This window comes from Citrobacter freundii complex sp. CFNIH2 (assembly GCF_002880615.1).
In the GTDB taxonomy this organism is placed as follows: domain Bacteria; phylum Pseudomonadota; class Gammaproteobacteria; order Enterobacterales; family Enterobacteriaceae; genus Citrobacter_A; species Citrobacter_A amalonaticus_F.
This window is the reverse complement of the sequence record NZ_CP025757.1, coordinates 4,955,605-4,975,795: the sequence shown is the minus strand read 5'-3', so window position 1 is coordinate 4,975,795 and position 20,191 is coordinate 4,955,605. Positions and strand designations below refer to the sequence as shown.

At 52.6% G+C, this 20,191-nt stretch carries 15 protein-coding genes, 1 tRNA gene and 1 pseudogene; 9 read left to right on the top strand and 8 right to left on the bottom strand.

Annotated elements, in window-relative coordinates:
• Positions 1-36 precede the first annotated feature (36 nt).
• The 5 genes and pseudogenes from WM46_RS24410 to actS all read right to left on the bottom strand — a co-directional run bounded on the left by WM46_RS24410 (position 37) and on the right by actS (position 4,357).
• The gene (locus WM46_RS24410; RefSeq protein WP_102603602.1) at positions 37-1,227 is read right to left on the bottom strand and encodes a glycoside hydrolase family 88 protein; all 1,191 of its coding nucleotides are present in this window, start codon (positions 1,225-1,227) and stop codon (positions 37-39) included.
• Positions 1,228-1,245: 18 nt separating this feature from the next.
• Positions 1,246-2,493, bottom strand: a complete 1,248-nt coding sequence (locus tag WM46_RS24405; protein WP_102603601.1) for an oligosaccharide MFS transporter — start codon at positions 2,491-2,493, stop codon at positions 1,246-1,248.
• A 412-nt stretch (positions 2,494-2,905) separates the two neighbouring features.
• A pseudogene (gene gldA / locus WM46_RS24400) lies at positions 2,906-3,276 on the bottom strand (glycerol dehydrogenase); the annotation flags it as partial.
• 190 nt (positions 3,277-3,466) lie between these two features.
• A tRNA-Gly gene (locus tag WM46_RS24395) sits at positions 3,467-3,540 on the bottom strand.
• Positions 3,541-3,619: 79 nt separating this feature from the next.
• The gene (gene actS / locus WM46_RS24390; RefSeq protein WP_102603600.1) at positions 3,620-4,357 is read right to left on the bottom strand and encodes an amidase activator ActS; all 738 of its coding nucleotides are present in this window, start codon (positions 4,355-4,357) and stop codon (positions 3,620-3,622) included.
• Between the two features lie 321 nt (positions 4,358-4,678).
• On the opposite strand from actS, the gene xdhA reads away from it, so the two are divergent.
• From xdhA to xdhC, 3 genes are read left to right on the top strand one after another with little or no spacing between them, the layout of a single operon-like run.
• Positions 4,679-6,976, top strand: a complete 2,298-nt coding sequence (gene xdhA / locus WM46_RS24385) for a xanthine dehydrogenase molybdenum-binding subunit XdhA (protein WP_102603599.1) — start codon at positions 4,679-4,681, stop codon at positions 6,974-6,976.
• A gap of 10 nt (positions 6,977-6,986) precedes the next feature.
• On the top strand, positions 6,987-7,865 hold the full coding sequence (gene xdhB / locus WM46_RS24380; protein ID WP_102603598.1) for a xanthine dehydrogenase FAD-binding subunit XdhB: 879 nt from the start codon (positions 6,987-6,989) through the stop codon (positions 7,863-7,865).
• Positions 7,862-8,341, top strand: coding sequence for a xanthine dehydrogenase iron sulfur-binding subunit XdhC (gene xdhC, locus WM46_RS24375; RefSeq protein WP_102603597.1), 480 nt, complete (start codon positions 7,862-7,864; stop codon positions 8,339-8,341). Before xdhB ends, xdhC begins: the two co-directional genes overlap by 4 nt.
• A gap of 89 nt (positions 8,342-8,430) precedes the next feature.
• On the opposite strand, the gene WM46_RS24370 is transcribed toward xdhC, so the two are convergent.
• Positions 8,431-10,209 (bottom strand): sigma-54 interaction domain-containing protein, encoded by a 1,779-nt coding sequence (locus WM46_RS24370; RefSeq protein ID WP_102603596.1) that lies wholly within the window; start codon positions 10,207-10,209, stop codon positions 8,431-8,433.
• A gap of 467 nt (positions 10,210-10,676) precedes the next feature.
• On the opposite strand from WM46_RS24370, the gene ygeW reads away from it, so the two are divergent.
• The 5 genes from ygeW to arcC are packed head-to-tail and all read left to right on the top strand — an operon-like array spanning position 10,677 to position 16,785.
• The gene (ygeW, locus tag WM46_RS24365; RefSeq protein ID WP_042999387.1) at positions 10,677-11,864 is read left to right on the top strand and encodes a knotted carbamoyltransferase YgeW; all 1,188 of its coding nucleotides are present in this window, start codon (positions 10,677-10,679) and stop codon (positions 11,862-11,864) included.
• 56 nt (positions 11,865-11,920) lie between these two features.
• A complete protein-coding gene (dpaL, locus tag WM46_RS24360) occupies positions 11,921-13,117 on the top strand; it encodes a diaminopropionate ammonia-lyase (protein WP_046483266.1) in 1,197 nt (398 codons plus the stop codon).
• A 55-nt stretch (positions 13,118-13,172) separates the two neighbouring features.
• Positions 13,173-14,384 (top strand): YgeY family selenium metabolism-linked hydrolase, encoded by a 1,212-nt coding sequence (locus WM46_RS24355; RefSeq protein WP_046483268.1) that lies wholly within the window; start codon positions 13,173-13,175, stop codon positions 14,382-14,384.
• A gap of 48 nt (positions 14,385-14,432) precedes the next feature.
• Positions 14,433-15,839, top strand: a complete 1,407-nt coding sequence (hydA, locus tag WM46_RS24350; protein ID WP_102603595.1) for a dihydropyrimidinase — start codon at positions 14,433-14,435, stop codon at positions 15,837-15,839.
• Positions 15,840-15,852: 13 nt separating this feature from the next.
• Positions 15,853-16,785 carry a carbamate kinase gene (gene arcC / locus WM46_RS24345; RefSeq protein WP_046483274.1) on the top strand — a complete coding sequence of 311 codons (933 nt, stop codon included), beginning with the start codon at positions 15,853-15,855 and terminating at the stop codon, positions 16,783-16,785.
• Positions 16,786-16,869: 84 nt separating this feature from the next.
• Here the strand turns inward: arcC and yqeB are convergent, their stop codons facing one another.
• Entirely contained in the window at positions 16,870-18,495 is a 1,626-nt protein-coding gene (gene yqeB, locus WM46_RS24340) for a selenium-dependent molybdenum cofactor biosynthesis protein YqeB (protein WP_102603594.1), read from the bottom strand.
• Positions 18,496-18,543: 48 nt separating this feature from the next.
• Complete coding sequence (gene yqeC / locus WM46_RS24335; RefSeq protein ID WP_102603593.1) at positions 18,544-19,311, bottom strand: selenium cofactor biosynthesis protein YqeC; 768 nt, start codon at positions 19,309-19,311, stop codon at positions 18,544-18,546.
• Between the two features lie 48 nt (positions 19,312-19,359).
• Here yqeC and mocA point away from each other — a divergent pair, with 48 nt between their 5' ends.
• Complete coding sequence (gene mocA / locus WM46_RS24330) at positions 19,360-19,932, top strand: molybdenum cofactor cytidylyltransferase (protein WP_102603592.1); 573 nt, start codon at positions 19,360-19,362, stop codon at positions 19,930-19,932.
• The last annotated feature ends 259 nt before the right edge of the window (positions 19,933-20,191 follow it).

Genomic DNA, 20,191 nt, shown 5'->3' with positions numbered 1-20,191 from the left:
CAGAACACCTTAACGTTTTAATATGCCTGTACGCCATTACCAGTATGGATCCCACGTCTGGTTTAACCTCATCAACGCTTCCACAAAGAAATAATCCCCGTAGGTATTACAGGCATCCACTCCTTTATTTTTATTCACGTTCGCCGCACTGTGCTTTAACAGTCCGTCGCAGGGTTCTGCCGTAGTCGATAAATAATTATCGATCAGCGAATTCATAATATTTAGAGCCGTATCTGCATAATAAATTTTATACGGATCGGTTGCCGGAAGTACATCAGCAAGATCAAGCAGACCGCACACGGCAATGGCTGCTGCGGAGCTGTCTCGATAAACGTCAGCCCCTGCCAGATCGAGATCCCAGTAGCAGACAAAATCTTCCGGCAAACGGTTAATGAAATAATGCGTCAGCCTGCGCGTCATTTCGACGTATTCAGGCTGGCCCGTGTATTTGTAGCTCAGCATAAAGCCATAAATACCCCAAGCCTGACCCCGTGCCCAACATGAAGTGTCGCTGTAACCTTGATGCGTTTTTCCAAATCTGGGCTTCCCTGAATGGATATCAATATAAAAGGTATGATGCGTGGAGGCATCCGGGCGAACAATGTATCTGGCGGCCTGCTGAATATGCGCTTTTGCCACTGCCGAAAACCGAGCATCGCCAGTTTGTTGTGCAGCCCAGTAAAGCAGGGGCAGATTCATATTACAATCGATAATCATCCGACCTTGCTGTTCCGGGTCCTGCAAATCTCCCCATGCCTGAATGACGTTCGATACTGGATTAAAGCGCTGAATCAGGGATTGTGCAGCGCGAATTGCGGTTTGCCGCGCCTGCTCATTCCTTGTTAATTTCCATGCAGAAACGCAGGACAAAGTATAAAGAAAACCTAAATCATGGTGATCGACATCAATACTCTTATCGAGGCGCTCCTTAAATGAAGCGATAAGCCGTTCCGCCTGCTCATGGAACAGTGGATTTTTTGTTAATTCCCAAAGCAACCACAGTTGCCCTGCCCAGAATCCTGTTGTCCAGCCCACATTTTCCGTGCGCGGCCAGATGCCTTCAATACAAACCTCACCAGGGAATTGCCCATCCAGCTTATTAATATTTACTGCTGTTTTCTGGGCAACCCTATCGATAGCCGCCTGAATTTTATGCCTGAGTAAAAATCGGTCGGGAGTCAGCTCGTTAATTTTTTTTAGCGGTTCCATGAGAATTTTCGGCAACATATATTCTTACTCCATCGACTAAGCTTTTACATCTGTAAGCACATCACTTTCTTTTTTGATACCGGAGCGGCATTTAGAAAGCGTAAAATAAGAGATAACAGTAAAGGTTAAGGCCCATATACCCATATAGAGATAGGTTTGTTCAAAACCATATTTATCATAGAAATGTCCGGCAGGGGCGGAAACTAACGTTGAACCAATATAAATCATTGTCTGATACCCCAGAAGATACATGGTCGCATTCACTTTCTTATTAAAATGTTCAGCAATATATTTAAAGGCTGACACCAGTAGCAACGCCATTTCCAACCCATAAAATGTTTTTAGTGCTGAGATGGCAATATGATTATGAACTACTCCACAAAGTATCAGACGAACACCAATAATTGCACCGCAGAGCAGTAGACCATTTTTTGCTCCAATACGGTTAACAACGATCGGCGCTGCCAGCATGGTTAAAAACTCAAGTCCATTTTTAACCGTCATCATATAGCCGTACCACTCATTCCCTTCGGCTTTAGTTTTAAAGAAAGTGACAAAGAAGCGGGGGAACTGTTGTTCAGCGACAAACATCATCCAGACTACGCCTGCAATATAGAGCGCAAACATCCAGAATTTTTGGGTTCGCAGGAGAGCGACTACATCTGTTGATTTGATTCTTTCTTTTGCTATGACGCTATTTTCAGAAAGTAATTTTTCATCGATTCTTACACTCAACAACACCAATAACATAATCACCGCGCCGACGCTGCTAATGACTAAGTTAATATTTGGGGAAATATTAAAAAGTATCCCTGAGATTGATGCGCCAGCCGTACTGCCAATTGACCCCATCATTCTGATTCGCCCAAACTCAGTGCCATACAAGCGGCTCAAGCGATCCATATATGATTCATTAGCAGCAACACCTGCGTACCAACCCAGCGCAAGGAATATAGAACCGGCAATAATCCCGACCAGCGTATAGCTTAGTAACAGTGGTTTATAAACATAAATAAAGAATGGGGCAACCATGGTTGTGACTAAACCGATAAAATAAAGCAGGTTTTTGCTCATCCCAATTTTATCAAGCGTATAACCATAAATAGGTTTAAAGATAACGGCACAGATACCATTAACGGCAAAAACGGTACCGATTGTTACGCTATCCAGACCGATGACCTCACTTAACCAAAGTGTATAGAGCGTGATAATCTCTGCCCAAGTAAAATAATAAAGAAAAGCATATACTCTCATTTTTGCAATGACATGCGTACTTCTGTTCATAAAATAGTCCTCATTGAGATGTAACAACACCCCATGAAATGGTTATGCCAGAATGAAATTTAAAATTAATGATTGGCATTATATATGGAGTGGTTTTTATTTACGCATTATCGCTTCCACTTGCTTAATATAAACACATCGTACATAAGGATCCCAGAAAGGGAATTTGATATGTATCACAAAAAAAAGAGACACTGAATGCCGGCGCGAAAAATAGTTAAGGAAAACCTTGGAAATTTAAACTATCGATACGAAAGTTTAATTTTTTTATTCTGACACCGTTTCCGATTATCTCTTTGCGCAAGGAGGAAACCAGCAACAAGAGCAGAATAAAGAAGGTAAAAAAAGGCCGCAAGCTTATCCGTTGCAGCCTCTTCAGACGTTTAATTCTCAGGTATTAACCTTTCAGAATTTATTCCCACTCTTCCAGAAAACGCTGACCGTACTCGTCGGCGACAATCAGCGACGCATAAACCTGATCCACCGTCGCGCCGCCAAGCATGTTGTGGATAGTTTCGCCTTTGGCGCATACGGCCTGCGTCACAAGGCGCATTTTGGCCGGGATATCGGTTTTAATATCCAGGCGGCAGGCCGACGCTTTGGCACAAGACGGCCACGGTTTCAATTTATTCCAACGACGCATTTTCCAGCACCAAGTGCGTCAGCGTGCCGAACGCCATTTTTTCACTGTGATAGAAATGATGCCGCCATCAGCCCGTTATGAATGGCGTACGCCGCCAGCCCCCCGCTCTCAAAGTTGACGCTGCGGAGATAGGTATTCGCCGGATTTCAAGGTCTGTGAGGGGCATTGTGTATAGTTACAAAGTGTAGAGCGCTGGCTATACGCATTACCATACACATGAATGTATAGCTTTGAGTAGACGTTAGTTTACGTCAAGATACAGAGATATTGGCGGAAGCCTTGTTATTCCTGGATTTGATTGACTTGAGTAGAGGTAAAAAGAAGTGAGTTTGGAGCGGGCGAAGGGAATCGAACCCTCGTATAGAGCTTGGGAAGCTCTCGTTCTACCATTGAACTACGCCCGCTTTGGAGTGCGTAAGGCATTATAAACCTTACGCTCTTGTTGGCAAGGGACAGACCTGCTGACTGGCGATTAATTCGCCGTCAGCATTTCGGTTTGCTGCCCTGCGGCGGCAGGTAACGCAGCGGGTCGATGGCCGTCGCGCGGTAGCGAATCTGGAAGTGCAACCGCACCGAGGCCGCATCAGTACTGCCCATCGTGGCGATTTTCTGTCCCGCCTTCACACTTTGTCCGTTATTCACCAGTAACGTATCGTTGTGGGCGTAGGCGGTAATGTAATCTTCACTGTGTTTGATCATAATGAGATTACCGTAACCCCGTAGCTGGTTGCCCACGTAGACCACCTTCCCAGCTCCGGCGGCATAAACTGGCGTACCACGGGCAGCGGAAATGTCGATCCCCTTGTTGCCCCCATCCGCGGTGGAATAAGGCAATATCACCTTACCGCTGGCAGGCCATCGCCAACAACGCTGACCTACTGGCGGCCAGGACGATTGCGGCACAGAAGATGACGGTCTGGCGGCGGCTGTTTTGGTCGTCGACTTTTTAGTGGATTTCGATGAGACCGTTTTCGAACCACCGAGCTTCAGCTTTTGCCCAACTTCAATGGTGTACGGCGGCGAAATGCCGTTCAGACGCGCAAGGTCTTTGACGCTGGTACCGGTCGTGCGTGAAATACGGTAAAGGGTATCCCCCCGTTTGACGGTATAAACGGCGCCAGAATCAGACGATTTACTCCCCGAGCAGCCCACGACAAGCAATCCCGCACAAAGCAGCATGGCAATACCCAGGCTATTTTTCTTCAGGCGTCCTGCGCTCAAAACCGTTCCTCGCAATATTCACAGACGCCATATGATAGCAGCCATAATCCGGATGCCAAATTTATTGAATCGGTAAGTACCATCACGGACCGCCTGATAAACGCTATCACCACCGCTTAGCGTGTATCACAATGAGTTGATTAAACTCATAATGATACGCAGAGTGCTCATCGCTAAAGGTCGGAACCCTCTCCCGACAGGCCATATTATTATCTCCGTCACACTTCCCTTTTCTCACGGCTCAACTTTGCGCTTCTGGCGTAATTCTTGCCTGATTTAACGGTTGTTCAGGAACCGAATAGTTAAATCAAGGGGACGTTTATGGATGCGCGGGAAGCAACCGCTACCGGAGAGTCATGTATGCGCGTGGATGCCATCGCTAAAGTGACCGGGCGGGCTCGATATACTGATGATTATATGATGGCGGGCATGTGTTATGCCCGATACGTTCGCAGTCCGATTGCCCACGGTTACGCCACCAGCATCAACTGTGACGAGGCGAAAAGCCTGCCCGGGGTACTGGCCGTGTTTACCTGGGAAGATGTACCGGATATTCCCTTCGCCACAGCAGGACACGCCTGGACGCTGGATGAGAACAAACGCGACACCGCCGACCGTTTTCTGTTGACTCGCCACGTACGCCATCATGGCGATGCGGTCGCGATTGTCGTGGCAAGAGATGAGTTAACCGCAGAAAAAGCGGCCTTGCTGGTGAATGTAGAATGGGAAAAACTCCCGGTAATTACCACTCCGGAAGCGGCCCTGATGCAGGACGCCGTCTCCATTCACCCAGGCGGTAATCTGCTCAATCGCGGTGAAATGTCCACGGGGAATGTCCAGCAGGCCATTGATGCCGCGGATTATCAACTCCAGGGACATTACCAGACGCCGGTGATTCAACATTGCCATATGGAAAGCGTCACCTCATTTGCCTGGATGGAAGATGACTCGCGAATCTCCATCGTCTCCAGCACGCAGATCCCGCACATCGTACGACGGGTCGTGGGCCAGGCGCTGGACATTCCGTGGTCATGCGTGCGGGTTATCAAACCGTACGTCGGCGGCGGATTTGGAAACAAGCAGGATGTGCTGGAAGAGCCAATGGCCGCTTTCCTGACGCGCAAACTGGGCGGTATACCGGTGAAAGTCTCTCTCAGCCGTGAAGAGTGTTTTCTCGCGTCCCGTACCCGTCATGCGTTCACGATGGATGGACAGATGGGGCTCAATCGCGACGGCACGTTGAAAGGCTATCGTCTGGATGTTCTGTCAAATACTGGCGCTTACGCCTCACACGGGCACTCGATCGCCTCGGCGGGCGGCAACAAAGTGGCTTATCTCTATCCCCGTAGCGCATACGCTTACCGTTCCACCACTTGCTATACCAATCTTCCTTCGGCTGGCGCGATGCGCGGCTACGGCGCGCCGCAGGTGATCTTTGCTGTGGAATCGATGCTGGATGACGCCGCGACGGCGCTGGGTCTCGACCCGGTCGAGGTTCGACTGCGTAATGCGGCCTGCGAAGGCGACACGAACCCGATTACCGGCAAACGCATCTACAGCGCGGGGCTCCCGGAATGTCTGCAAAAAGGCCGCGCGCTGTTTGAGTGGGACGCCCGTCGCGCTGAATGTCTGCACCAGCAGGGCAACATCCGCCGGGGCGTCGGCGTCGCCTGTTTTAGCTATACCTCCAACACCTGGCCGGTCGGCGTGGAAATCGCTGGCGCCCGCCTGCTGATGAATCAGGATGGAACCATCAACGTTCAGAGCGGAGCGACGGAAATCGGTCAGGGGGCAGATACGGTCTTCTCGCAGATGGTAGCGGAAACCCTCGGCGTGCCGGTCAGCGATGTGCACGTCATTTCAACCCAGGATACCGATATTACCCCGTTCGACCCTGGCGCATTTGCCTCTCGCCAGAGCTATGTCGCCGCGCCAGCGCTACGTAAGGCAGCAATACAACTGCGCGATAAGATCCTCCATCACGCTGCCGACATGCTGCATCAGTCCGTCATGAGTCTGACGTTGACGGCAGGACACATCGTCCTTACCGATCGACCAGACTCTCCGTTGCTGTCATTAAAAGAGCTGGCGATGGATGCGTTTTACCATCCGGAACGCGGCGGCCAACTGTCAGCGGAATGCTCGGTGAAAACCACCACTAACCCACCGGCGTTTGGCTGCACATTTGTCGATCTGAGCGTCGATATCGCACTGTGCAAGGTCACGATCAACCGTATCCTCAACGTCCACGATTCAGGCCATATTCTGAACCCACAACTGGCGGAAGGTCAGGTGCACGGCGGGATGGGAATGGGCATTGGCTGGTCACTGTTTGAAGAGATGATCATCGATGCGGAAAGTGGTCTGGTGCGTAACCCGAATCTCCTTGATTACAAAATGCCGACCATGCCTGACCTGCCGCAACTGGAGAGCGCATTCGTTGAAACGCAGGAGCCGCAATCGGCGTATGGGCATAAATCCCTCGGCGAGCCGCCCATTATTCCTGTTGCTGCAGCCATTCGTAACGCGGTGAAAATGGCCACAGGCGTTGCGATTGATACGCTGCCACTGACGCCAAAACGGTTGTATGCGGAGTTCCACCAGGCTGGCTTGATTTGAGGATATGACCATGTTTGACTTTGCTTCTTATCATCGCGCTTCAGACATTGCCGAGGCGATCAGCCTGCTGGCGCGCTATCCGCAGGCGAAACTGCTCGCAGGCGGAACCGACGTATTGATCCAGCTCCATCATCATAATGCGCGTTACCGTCATATCGTCGATATTCATGATCTGCCCGAATTACAAGGCATTACCCTGACGAAGGAAGAGGGGCTGCGTATCGGTTCCGCCACCACCTTTAGCGAGATTATCGAGCATCCCGTCGCGCAACGACATCTGCCAGCCCTGTGTGCGGCAGCCACCTCCATCGCCGGACCGCAAATCCGTAATGTCGCCACCTACGGCGGGAATATCTGCAATGGCGCAACCAGCGCAGACTCGGCGACGCCAACGCTGATTTATGACGCCACGCTTGAGATCACCTCGCCAAAGGGGGTGCGTTTTACCAGCATCAACGGTTTTCACACCGGCCCCGGAAAAGTCGCTCTTGAGCAAGATGAAATCCTTGTTGCCTTTCATTTCCCACCGCAGCCCAGGGCGCATACCGGCAGCGCGCATTTTAAATATGCCATGCGCGATGCGATGGATATCTCGACCATTGGTTGTGCAGCACGATGCCAGCTGGATAACGGCAGTGTCAAAGAACTTCGCCTGGCGTTCGGCGTTGCGGCTCCCACACCCGTCCGCTGTCAGCATGCGGAGAGTGCGGCGCAAAATGCGCCATTGACTCATCAGACGCTGGACGCGATCGCCGAATCCGTTCTGCAGGATGTCGCCCCGCGCTCTTCCTGGCGGGCAAGTAAGGAATTTCGTCTGCATCTCATCCAGACGATGACCCGGAAAGTGGTTACTGAGGCCGTTGTCGCGGCGGGAGGAAAGCTGCAATGAATGACACTAACCGAATCACGCTGGAATGCGTCATTAATGATCACCCTTTTCAGCTCAGCATCATGCCAGGGATGCCGCTCTCTGAACTCCTGCGCGAACAAGGGTTGTTGAGCGTCAAACAGGGATGCTGTGTCGGTGAATGCGGGGCCTGTACGGTGCTGGTTGATGGCACGGCCATCGACAGTTGCCTGTACCTTGCCGTGTGGGCAGCAGGAAAACAGATCCGCACCCTGGAAGGTGAATCGGCTGGCAGTCAGCTCTCGCGTGTTCAGATGGCGTATGCGACATCCGGTGCCGTGCAGTGTGGCTTCTGCACGCCGGGTCTGATTATGGCGACCACCGCATTGCTGGCAAAGCCGCGGGAAAAACCATTAACCATTCTGGAGATCCGTCGCAGCCTGGCGGGAAATCTGTGCCGTTGCACCGGTTATCAGATGATTGTCGATACCGTCCAGCGCTGCACAGAGCCTGAATAATTAACGCCTCATCCTTCAGGTTGCCTTCGGGTTGACAACGTTCACGCGTGTGTCGCCCCGATGCAACCTGAACGCGCCTGCATGAATAGTTACGCGTTCAACAGCTCATACTTTTTGATCTTGCGATAAAGCGTCGCAATGCCGATGCCTAACTCATCCGCCACCTGTTTTTTGTTGGAGTGGCGGGATAGCGCTTCGCGAATCATCTGCTTTTCCATCTCTTCCAGCGCGGTTCCGCCGGTGTCCTCAGACAGCAACTGCGCCGCATGAGCGACCGCGCCAACGGATTCTGGCGCTTTACCGTTGTTGATCAGATTTGGCGGTAAAAGCGTGCTGTCGATCACCTCGCCAGAAGGAACCACGTTGACCAGGTATTCCATCAGGTTACTTAATTCACGCAGATTTCCCGGCCATTGATGGTGTCTGAGCAGGGTCACCACATCCGGTGCAATCCCCGGATAGACCAGCCCTAAACGGCGAGTATGCAGATGCAGGAAATAGTGCACCAGTAGCTCAATATCGTCCTGTCGTTCACGTAGCGGTGGCAGGGTCAGTGGGATGACGTTCAGTCGATAGAACAGATCTTCGCGGAATTTGCCTTCGGCGATAAACTGCCCAAGGTTCTGATTGGTGGCGGAAATAATGCGGATATCGACCTGAACCGGACTGCTCGCGCCAAGCGGTAACACCTCCCTCGCCTCAATTGCCCTGAGCAGTTTAGCCTGTAGCATCAGGGGCATATCGCCAATTTCATCGAGAAATAGCGTTCCACTGTTTGCCGCCTGAATCAGGCCCGTTTTCCCATTGGCGGAAGCGCCGGTAAATGCGCCTTTGACATAGCCAAACAGTTCACTTTCCAGCAACGGTTCCGGTATCGCCGCGCAGTTGATGGCGATAAACGGTTTATTGCGTCGTTCACTCAGTTTATGAATGGCGCGCGCGACCACCTCTTTTCCGGTACCGCTTTCCCCCACAATCATGACGCTGGACGGGCTGGGGGCAATACGACCGATCAGCCGCTTAAGCTGGCGCATAACCCGGCATTCACCCACCAGTTGTTCAATATGCGGTTCATCGGTGGCAATCGATACAGAGGAACTGGTATGCGACTGGTGGAAGGCCATCAGGAATAATTGCCGTCCCTGCACATGATGCAACTGACCAATGATCAGTTCACTTTTATCATCCCAGGAGACAATATGCTGCATATGTCCGTGAGTGAAATTACTTTCAAACGTTAATGGCCGAAACCTGACCGACTTTCCCACCATATTATTCTGCGCCGCGCCAAGAATTTTTAACGCGGTTTGATTCGCGAACTGTACACGGTTATCTTCATCAATGACCAATACACCTTGATCCATATTCTCGATCATTGTCGAAAATATTTTACTGATGTTGTCGCTGCCACTCTGATCTTCAAGAAGTTTTGAAACAAAAATGGTGGATATATGGCGAACATAATCTGAAAACTCACGCAGGTTGTCATTGATATGTTCCTGCTGTTCATGCGTTACGGCGATCAAACTGATCACGCCTACACAGCGGTCCTGCAGAATGACCGGTGTTCCCAGAAAAGCCTTCTCGCGACAATTATCTTTGCTATCACAGCCTTCGCACAACGGGTCAAAGCGGGAATGCGTCACGACCTTTTCTTTTTTACTTTCCAGTACATAGCGCAACAGTCTGGAGTTACCGCTCAACGGGCGTCCGAGGTATTTCCCGTAAGCGCCGGTTCCCGCAACGCGGCAGAGGTTATCATCGACGATCTCAACTTCGAGTTGCAAAACGCTGGCAAGCATTCTGGCGAAACGCTGAATTGTAGGTTGAATCTGCATCAAAACGGACTGCGTTGTTGCAAGCACCATAGTCTTACCTTCCGGAATCACTTAAATGATTGATCATTGAAGACATTGATGGTTCGTAGAATATAAGGATACTAACTCAGACAAAATTTGCTTTGATAAAAACACAGGCTCTTTATCATTTTATAATGAAAATATGCAAGAGAAATCACATTTCTATATCAATATGAGAATCAGCGGGGTGAGTTTATCAAACTGACGGTATTTACTCTTCTTCCGGGTATTATTCTGTCAGTCGGTTCATTGACAAATTGCGCTATTTATTAAGCCAAACGTTTTCGTATATTCATGGCGAATGACAGATAGCCTTATTCTGTGATCCGTACCACATATTGCCTGATGAATTCCCATTTATCCGCCGCCGGATTCATTTTGGCACGCTTATTGTTAGTCCCTGGTATATCGGTGATGCCGCTTGTCATTACCGCGAATAAGCCACCTTGCCGTCATTCCACTACCAGGACCTTACAATGAAAACTGTTAATGAGCTGATAAAGGATATCAATTCGCTGACCTCACACCTTCACGAGAAGGATTTTTTGCTAACGTGGGAACAGACGCCGGATGAACTGAAACAAGTCCTGGACGTCGCTGCTGCGCTGAAGATGTTGCGTGCCGAAAACATCGCGACCAAAGTCTTCAATAGTGGATTAGGGATTTCCGTTTTCCGCGATAACTCCACCCGTACCCGCTTCTCTTATGCGTCCGCCCTTAATCTGCTCGGCCTGGCTCAGCAGGATCTGGACGAAGGAAAATCACAAATCGCGCACGGCGAAACCGTCCGCGAAACGGCCAATATGATCTCCTTCTGCGCCGACGCCATTGGTATTCGCGACGACATGTATCTTGGTGCGGGCAACGCCTACATGCGTGAAGTTGGTGCCGCGCTGGATGACGGCTACAAACAGGGCGTGCTGCCGCAGCGTCCGGCGTTAGTTAACCTGCAATGCGATATCGACCACCCGACGCAGGCGATGGCGGATCTGGCCTGGCTGCGTGAACACTTTGGCTCGCTGGAAAACCTTAAGGGTAAAAAAATCGCCATGACCTGGGCCTACTCACCCAGCTACGGCAAACCCCTCTCCGTGCCGCAAGGTATTATCGGTCTGATGACCCGCTTCGGTATGGACGTCACCCTGGCACATCCGGAAGGATATGACCTGATTCCGGACGTGATTGAAGTGGCGAAAAACAACGCGAACGCGTCCGGCGGCAGCTTCCGCCAGGTCACCAGCATGGAAGAAGCCTTCAAAGATGCCGACATCGTCTATCCGAAATCATGGGCACCTTACAAAGTGATGGAAGAACGTACCGAACTTCTGCGCGCTAATGACCACGCAGCCCTGAAAGAGCTGGAAAGACAGTGCCTTGAGCAGAACGCAAAGCATAAAAACTGGCACTGCACTGAAGAAATGATGCAACTCACCCGCGACGGCGAAGCGCTGTATATGCACTGCCTACCTGCGGATATCAGCGGTGTCTCCTGCAAAGAAGGGGAAGTCACCGACGCCGTATTCGAAAAATACCGCATCGCGACGTACAAAGAAGCCAGCTGGAAGCCCTACATCATCGCCGCGATGATCCTCTCCCGCAAATATCCGAAGCCTGGCGTGCTGCTGGAGCAGTTGTTGAAAGAAGCGCAACCGCGCGTGAAATAACCCCCAGAGCCGACCTGCCGGTCGGCTCTCCTTTCCGGAGGCCAAAAGGATAGGATATGTCCGTTTTCTCATTGAAGATCGATATTGCCGACAATCGCTTTTATAACGGTGAAACGTCGCCCCTTTTTTCGCAAAAACAGGCCAAAGCCGCTCGTCAGTTTCATCAAAAGATCGCTGGCTACCACCCAACGCCGCTCTGTGCGCTGGATGACCTTGCCTGCCTGTTCGGCGTGAAGAAAATTCTCGTCAAAGATGAATCAAAACGCTTCGGACTAAATGCGTTCAAGATGCTCGGCGGAGCCTGGGCCATCGCCTGCCTGCTGTGCGAGAAATATCATCTTGATATTGAGACGCTCTCTTTCGAGCAACTCAAAAACGCCATCGGCGAAAAAATGACGTTTGCCACCACCACCGACGGTAACCACGGTCGCGGTATTGCCTGGGCGGCACAACAGCTCGGACAACATGCGGTGATTTACATGCCGAAAGGCTCGGCGCAAGAGCGCGTGGACGCCATTCTCAACCTCGGCGCAGAGTGCATCGTCACCGACATGAACTATGACGATACCGTCCGTCTGACCATGCAGCACGCCCAACAAAACGGCTGGGAAGTGGTGCAGGACACCGCCTGGGAAGGTTACACCAAAATCCCCACCTGGATTATGCAGGGCTACGCCACGCTGGCCGATGAGGCCGTTGAGCAAATGCGTGCCCTGGGCGTCACGCCGACCCACGTGCTGTTACAGGCTGGCGTTGGCGCCATGGCGGGCGGCGTGCTGGGCTACCTGGTCGACGTCTATGGCCCGCAAAACCTGCACAGCATTATCGTCGAACCCGACAAAGCGGACTGCATTTATCGTTCCGGCGTGAAAGGCGACATCGTCAACGTCGGGGGCGATATGGCGACCATCATGGCCGGTCTGGCCTGTGGTGAACCTAACCCGCTCGGCTGGGAAATTCTGCGCAACTGCGCCACCCAATTTATCTCCTGCCAGGACAGCGTCGCCGCGCTGGGCATGCGCGTGCTGGGTAATCCTTTTGGCAGCGACCCACGCGTGATCTCCGGAGAGTCCGGCGCCGTAGGGTTGGGCGTTCTGGCTGCCGTCCATCATCACCCGCAGCGCCAGGCCCTAATGGACAAACTGGCGTTAGATAAAGATGCCGTTGTGCTGGTCATCAGTACTGAAGGCGATACCGATGTGAAGCACTACCGAGAAGTGGTCTGGGAAGGCAAACATCCGGTCGCACTGTAACCCCTATTGAAAAACGCTCCCCAGGAGATTCGGGAGCGAACACTGGAGAAAAGTCATGGCTAAGCACATTCCTTTTAAACTGATTCTTGAAAAAGCAAACGACTACAAAGAAGACATGACGCGTTTCCTGCGCGACATGGTCGCCATTCCCAGCGAAAGCTGCGATGAAAAACGCGTTATCCATCGCATCAAACAAGAAATGGAGAAAGTGGGTTTCGATAAAGTCGAGATCGATCCGATGGGTAATATTCTGGGGTACATCGGCCATGGTCCGCGCCTGGTCGCAATGGACGCGCATATCGACACGGTCGGTATCGGCAACATCAACAACTGGAATTTCGATCCCTATGAAGGGATGGAGACCGACGAACTGATCGGCGGACGCGGCACGTCTGACCAGGAAGGCGGCATGGCGTCCATGGTTTACGCCGGGAAGATCATAAAAGATCTCGGCCTGGAAGATGAGTACACGCTGCTGGTCACCGGTACGGTACAGGAAGAGGACTGCGATGGTCTGTGCTGGCAGTACATCATCGAGCAATCCGGTATCCGTCCGGAATTTGTCGTCAGCACCGAGCCGACCGATTGCCAGGTTTATCGTGGACAGCGCGGACGCATGGAAATACGCATTGATGTGCAGGGAGTTAGCTGCCACGGTTCCGCCCCGGAACGCGGTGATAACGCCATCTTCAAAATGGGCCCAATCCTCAACGAGTTGCAGGAATTGTCACAACATCTGGCCTGGGATGATTTCCTCGGTAAAGGGACCTTAACCGTTTCCGAAATCTTCTTCACCTCACCCAGCCGCTGCGCCGTGGCGGACAGTTGCGCTGTCTCTATCGACCGTCGTCTGACCTGGGGTGAAACCTGGGAAGGCGCGCTGGAAGAGATCCGCGCCCTGCCGGCAGTGAAAAAAGCCAATGCGGTGGTCTCGATGTACAACTATGACCGCCCCTCCTGGACCGGGCTGGTTTACCCGACCGAATGCTACTTCCCAACCTGGAAAGTGGAAGAAGATCACTTCACCGTCAAAGCGCTGGTCAATGCCTATGAAGGCCTGTTCGGCAAAGCGCCGGTGGTCGACAAGTGGACGTTCTCCACCAACGGTGTATCGATTATGGGACGTCACGGTATTCCGGTGATCGGTTTTGGTCCGGGTAAAGAACCCGAAGCCCACGCGCCAAACGAAAAAACCTGGAAATCACATCTGGTGACCTGCGCCGCGATGTACGCTGCCATTCCACTGTCCTGGCTGGCAACGAAATAACGATCCATCTGTCTCCCCCGGTTTACCGGGGGATTTCTGGAGTGTGCTATGCGTGTATTGATTAAAAATGGCATTGTCGTTAACGCCGACGGACAGGCAAAACAGGACCTGCTGATTGAGAGCGGCATTGTTCGTCAACTGGACGCGGAGATTACGCCGCCCCCCTCGTGCGAAGTGATTGACGCTGCGGGATGCTACGTTTTTCCCGGCGGCGTTGATGTACATACGCATTTCAATATCGACACCGGACTCGCCCGTAGCTGTGATGATTTTTTTACCGGTACCCGCGCTGCTGCGTGTGGCGGTACAACAACCATTATCGACCATATGGGATTTGGTCCGACGGGCTGTCGCTTGCGTCATCAACTGGAGGTCTACCAGGGGTACGCCGCGCACAAAGCGGCGATCGACTACAGCTTCCACGGCGTCATTCAGCACGTCAATCATGCCATCCTCGACGAGATCCCGATGATGGTGGAAGAAGGCATCAGCAGCTTTAAGCTCTATCTGACCTACCAGTACAAACTCAACGATGATGAAACCTTGCAGGTGCTGCGTCGTTTGCACAAGTCCGGCGCGCTGACCACCGTCCACCCGGAAAACGACGCCGCCATCGCCAGTAAACGGGCCGAATTCATTGCCGCTGGCTTAACGTCGCCACGCTATCACGCCCTGAGCAGACCGCTGGAATGTGAAGCCGAAGCCATCGCCCGGATGATTAACCTTGCGCAGATCGCGGGGAACGCGCCGTTGTACATCGTCCACTTATCCAACGGTCTGGGGCTGGACTATTTACGCCTGGCGAAAGCGAATCACCAGCCCGTGTGGATAGAGACCTGTCCACAATATCTGCTGCTGGATGAACGCCGTTATGACGGGGAAGACGGCCTGAACTTCATTCTCAGCCCGCCGTTACGCAATGTACGTGAGCAGGACAAGCTCTGGTGCGGCATCAGTGACGGCGCCATTGACGTCGTGGCGACTGACCACTGCACCTTCTCAATGGCGCAGCGCCAGCAGATCTCAGGCGGCGATTTCAGCCGCTGCCCGAATGGTTTGCCCGGCGTCGAAAACCGCCTGCAACTGCTCTTTTCCGAAGGCGTGATGAGCGGGCGAATTACCCCTGAGCGCTTTGTCGCATTAACCAGTGCGATGCCTGCCAGGCTGTTCGGTTTGTGGCCGCAGAAGGGGCTACTGGCGCCAGGTTCTGATGGCGATGTGGTGATTATCGATCCTCGCCAGAGCCAGACGATCCATCATGCCCACCTGCACGATAACGCCGATTATTCGCCCTGGGAGGGGTTCCGCTGTCAGGGTGCGATTGTCAGAACGCTGTCGCGTGGCGAAACGATCTTCTGCGATGGCGTCTTTACAGGGAAAGCAGGCCGGGGCCGCTTCTTACGACGTAAGCCGTTTACCCCAACCGGCGCTTATGAAACAGACAACTGTGTATGATAAGTGAGGAAAAATGAGGAAGAAAATTGTGCTCGCGCTGGGTGGTAACGCGCTGGGTGAAGATCTGGCCGGACAGATGCAGGCCGTCAAAATCACCGCGCAGGCCATTGTGGATCTCATTGCGCAGGGTCATGAGGTTATCGTGACTCACGGTAATGGGCCGCAGGTGGGTATGATTAACCAGGCATTCGAAGCCGCGGCAAAAACAGAGGCGCACTCGCCAATGCTGCCGATGTCCGTTTGCGTGGCATTGAGCCAGGGCTATATCGGTTACGATCTGCAAAACGCACTACGCGAAGAATTGCTCTCACGCGGGATGCACAAACCGGTCGCCACGCTGGTGACGCAGGTAGAAGTCGATGCCCACGATCCTGCGTTCCTGAATCCCACTAAACCCATCGGTTCATTCTTCACGCAGCAGGAAGCGGAACAGCTGGAGAAACAAGGTTATACACTCAAAGAAGATGCCGGTCGCGGTTATCGTCGTGTCGTGGCTTCGCCTAAGCCGGTGGACATCATTGAGAAAGAGACCGTCAACGCGCTGGTTGAGGCCGGACAGGTGGTCATTACCGTGGGCGGAGGGGGAATTCCCGTGATTCGCGAAGGCAACCATCTGCGTGGCGCCAGTGCGGTGATCGACAAGGACTGGGCCAGCGCTCGCCTGGCAGAGATGATCGATGCGGATATGCTTATTATCCTGACGGCGGTCGAAAAAGTGGCCATTAACTTCGGTAAAGAAAATGAGCAATGGCTGGATCGCCTGTCGTTGAGTGATGCGGAACGCTTTATCAGCGAGGGGCATTTCGCCAAAGGTTCTATGTTGCCGAAAGTTGAGGCCGCAGCGTCGTTCGCTCGCTCCCGTCCCGGTCGGGAAGCCCTGATTACGGTGCTCAGTAAAGCGAAAGAAGGGATTGAAGGAAAAACCGGAACCGTGATCTGCCAGTAATCTTATGCGTTCGCCGGGGGGCTTCGCTTACCCGGCCTGGCTCCTCCCAGGCCGGATAAACATGGCGCCATCTGGCCATTCACATTACGCCACTTCAAGCACCTCATTCGTTGACTTCACCCCCTGATGCATCAGCATCATGAGCGCCTCCAGCACACCGCCGCCTATCGCTCTCGCCTTATCGGAGACGCTGGTAAAATCGGCCGTCTCGCCGCGTGGATCGATATCGCCGATCTTAAATCCTCCCACCACCGCCAGACCGTCGCTCAGCAGGCCGCGCACCATCCCCGACAGCGGCGCTTTGATTTCATGCTCCCCAATCCAGGCAATGACGTCCCCCTCTTCCACCAGATCGCCTAGTTTCACCCTGGCGCGCATGATGCCTGCGGCGGGCGCACGGATCACACGCCGTGCGGTATGCCCCATGATATTGCCGGGTATCCCGGTATTTTCCTGTGCACAACCGGCGTAAATCACCTGCCCCAGCCAGTGTCCACGATTCGTTTCAATCACTGCATGACAGTCTTCACCCGCAGTAAACCCAGGCCCCAACGCAATGGTCACGGGAGCCATCTCTTTTCGCGTACCCAGATTTTGTTTCGCCAGAATCGCATCCACTACGCAGACGGGTTTCAGCGCATCGATCAACGAACCTGCGGGATCGACCAGAATCGGGATAAAACCGCGTTCGGCTAACGCCGCCGCTTCTGCCGACGAGGTGGCCAGCCGTGCCGTCACGCCTTCCACGATCATTTCACCATCAAAGACGGCCTGCGCAAAGGCGACACTACGGCGAATGACGGTCGGTTTTTCCACTTCCAGCATGATCACTTTGAAACCGGCATGGAACAATCGCAGCGCTACGCCGCTGGCAATATCCCCTGCACCGCGAATCACTACGCGCTGATGGCCGGACGGATGCGCGGCGCGCATCATCAGTCCGCCAGGCGCATTATTTTTGACCTGTAAGATCTCCGCCAGCACGCTGACCGCAATTTCCTGCGGCGTTTCGGCGCCAATGTTGTAACCCACAGGCGCATGCAGGCGGGCAATGTGCTCTTCACCGACACCCTTTTCCCGCAACTGACGCATGAATAACTGCACTTTGCGGCGGCTTGCCAGCAAACCCAACCACGCGACGGGTTGCTCGATCAATTTGTCCAGCGCTTCCCGATCCTGATTATTCGTTGCGATAAGCACAAAGTTGTCCGGACGGATCTCCAGCGCATCCACTGCCGCGGTAAAAGAATCGGCATGTAACAACTGTACAGATGGAGGGAAAGCCTCCGGATTAACACTCTCGCGATAAACATCCGCCACGGCAATATCAAACCCTAACAGCGCCGCACTCTGGGCAATCGCCCGGTTCACATGCCCACCGCCGATTAACACCAGTCGCGGACGCAGGCCGTGCACGCTAATAAAGACCGACATTGCGCCGCCGCAGTCCGAGCCGACGGCATCAGCGCCGTTGCGGGCCATCCGGCCATGAAACATACGCGGCTTTCTCTCCTGTAACGCCAGCAGCGCCTCGTCGATCACCTTGCGCTCCACCATGCCACCGCCGATAGTCCCGACGATAGACCCATCCTGATGTACCAGCATCTGTGCCGAATGGCGGGGCGTGGAACCCCGGCTATCGACAATCTGCGCCAGCGCAAATGGGCGGTTTTGCTCTTCAAGTTTTGCAGCCTCTGTGAAAATATTCATACGAACCTCAATGGATATCCTTTCAGTCACCCGGTGTTCCCGGCGTCGCTATCTCACAAATCTGCGCGCGATTGCAGGCATTTCCAGTGCATTCCCCAGCCAGATTGCCTGCACATCACCGTCTGATAACGGCTGGATGAGCTCGCGTTCATCAATGGCATTCTCAGATTGAGAAAAACGATTGAGAAACCAGACGCGTCGACTGGCTGGCGGGGCATTTTTGAAAGCCCCCTGTGGGTGCTGAACCAGGCGGATAAGCGCCTTCAGCGATAAGGGGGATCCCTCCGTCAGGCCTGTTATCCCGGCGAACTGCGGCCAGCGATGTACCTGCTCGGCCCCCACACTTTTCCCCAGAAGGTGTCCACCCATAACGGCAATCACGCAGCAACTGCTTTCAGGTATGCAAGGTTCGTGCTCATCTGGCGCTTTAAGCGGCATTCCACGGGCGCCATCTGCCTCGACGAGAACCACGTCACATTCCGAACGCCTGGCCAGAGCATCGATGGCGTCGGGTGAGAAACCACGCGCTTTTCCCAATGGCGCTTTCCACGACCGAAAGCAGGTTATGATGGGTTGCATTAACACCTGATACGGCAGCCCGGCGGGCTCCCGACAGAAAAGGGTCGGCCAGGCCTGGTCAGGCAGAAACATATGCGTCGTCGTGGTGATAAATACCCGTCGACCTGATAATTGAAAGAGATGAGCAAGCCAGAAAAGAGTACTGGTTTTCCCACCAGCACCGACAATTGAAATAACCGTTGGCCGTTTCTGTGCACCTAAATCAAAGAATAAAGAAGCATGCCCCGATATACTCATAAGCCTCTCTGAAGTGACACAACGTCTAATAGACATTATGGAATCGCCATGCCTGTCGTCGACTGTATAATTACTGCAGCTGGGTTATCATCCAGAATGGGAAAATGGAAAATGATGTTACCCTGGCACGAAGGAACAATTCTTGATGCAAGTATCAAAAACGCGCTGCAATTTTGTAACAGGGTAATATTAGTTTCTGGTTACCGCGCAACTGAGATACATAATCGCTATGCGAATCAGCCCAATATCATTATTACGTACAATCCGGATTATGCTCAGGGCTTATTTACGTCAATTAAGGTGGGCGCTGTCGCCGTGCACAGCGAGCACTGCTTCATCACGCACGGCGACATGCCTGAACTGAACAGCGATATTTTTCGTAAAATCTGGGCTTTACGCAACGATAACGCACTTATCCCTTGCTATCAGGGCCAGCCTGGTCATCCTATATTACTTTCCCAAACATGCCTGTTGCGGGCCATATCACAACCGGATGTCAGCAGTATGCGTCAGGCATTGCTGCGCGGAAAACATAATATCATTGAAATAAACGATGCCCGAATCACTCTGGATATTGATACTCCAGAGGATTTTATCAATGCGCAACGTCGACACAGATAAATAGTAAATACGGAGTTAAACGATTGCGTTCAAATATTCCCCTCCTCATTTTTCACTTATCATAATGATAAGCGACCGCTATTTTTGAGAAAATAGAATGCGATGATGAAATACCTTATCGCAATACCTCTCCCGGCTGATTTTCATTCTCATTTAGCGTTTGTGAGATATTTCACAAAGCGGACTTAAGATTAGAAGCGCCTCACAAAATTATATTTTTATGGCTCCGCTTTGTCAGAGTGGTGCGAATGTTGCTCTA